The sequence below is a fragment of the Variovorax sp. OK605 genome, assembly GCF_900115445.1.
Lineage (GTDB): Bacteria > Pseudomonadota > Gammaproteobacteria > Burkholderiales > Burkholderiaceae_C > Variovorax.
This window is the reverse complement of the sequence record NZ_FOWL01000002.1, coordinates 385810-386903: the sequence shown is the minus strand read 5'-3', so window position 1 is coordinate 386903 and position 1094 is coordinate 385810. Positions and strand designations below refer to the sequence as shown.

Below are 1094 nucleotides of genomic sequence, written 5' to 3'. Positions count from 1 at the left end.
CCCGTGGACAAGCTGTTGATGCCACTCGTCGCCGTGCTGAGCCCCGTCGAGGTCGAGGTCGAGAGACTTGCGACGCTGCTGTTGGCGGTGCTCAGGCCACTGGACGTGGAAGTCGACAAGCTGTCCACGTTGCTGTTCGTGGTGCTGAGCCCGGTGGACAGCGAACCGATGCCGCTCGTCACGGTGCTCAGGCCGGTGGAGAGACTCGCCACACCGCTGTTCGTCGTGCTCAGGCCCGTGGAGAGGCTGCCGATGCCGGTCGATGTGGAGGTCGACAGGCTTGCGACGCTGCTGTTGGTCGTGCTCAAGCCGGTCGACAGGCTGTTGATGCCGGTAGACGTCGACGTCGAGAGGCTTTCGACGCTGCTGTTGGTGGTGCTCAGGCCCGTGGACAGGCTGTTGATACCGCTGGTTGCCGTGCTCAGCCCGGTCGACGTGGAGCTCGAGAGGCTCGCCACACTGCTGTTCGTCGTGCTCAGACCGGTGGACAGGCTGCCGATGCCGCTGGTCGCGGTGCTCAGCCCGGTCGACGTCGACGTCGAGAGACTCTCGACACTGCTGTTGGTGGTGCTCAGGCCCGTGGACAGGCTGTTGATACCGCTGGTTGCCGTGCTCAGCCCGGTCGACGTCGAGCTCGAGAGGCTTGCCACGCTGCTGTTCGTCGTGCTCAGGCCGGTGGACAGGCTGCTGATGCCGCTCGTGGCCGTGCTCAGCCCAGTCGACGTCGAGCTCGAGAGGCTCGCCACGCTGCTGTTCGTCGTACTCAAGCCCGTGGACAAGCTACTGATACCGCTGGTCGCCGTGCTCAGCCCGGTCGAGGCCGACGTCGAGAGGCTGGCCACGCCGCTGTTGGTCGTGCTCAAGCCCGTGGACAGGCTGTCGATGCCGCTGGTTGCCGTGCTGAGCCCCGTCGAGGTCGAGGACGACAGGCTGGCCACGCCGCTGTTCGTGGTGCTCAGGCCGGTCGACAGGCTCGAGATGCTGCTGCTCACCGTGCCGATGCTGCTCGACAGCGACGCCGTGACGGTCTTGACCTGCAGCACGTTGACCGCGTCCTGGTCCGCGCTGCCCGCCGCCACGCCCGTGACCTGGCG

1 pseudogene is annotated in these 1094 nt (G+C 66.6%); it reads right to left on the bottom strand.

What is annotated here, in order from left to right:
• Positions 1 to 1043: pseudogene (locus BM013_RS41725) on the bottom strand (hemagglutinin); the annotation flags it as partial.
• Positions 1044 to 1094 lie beyond the last annotated feature (51 nt).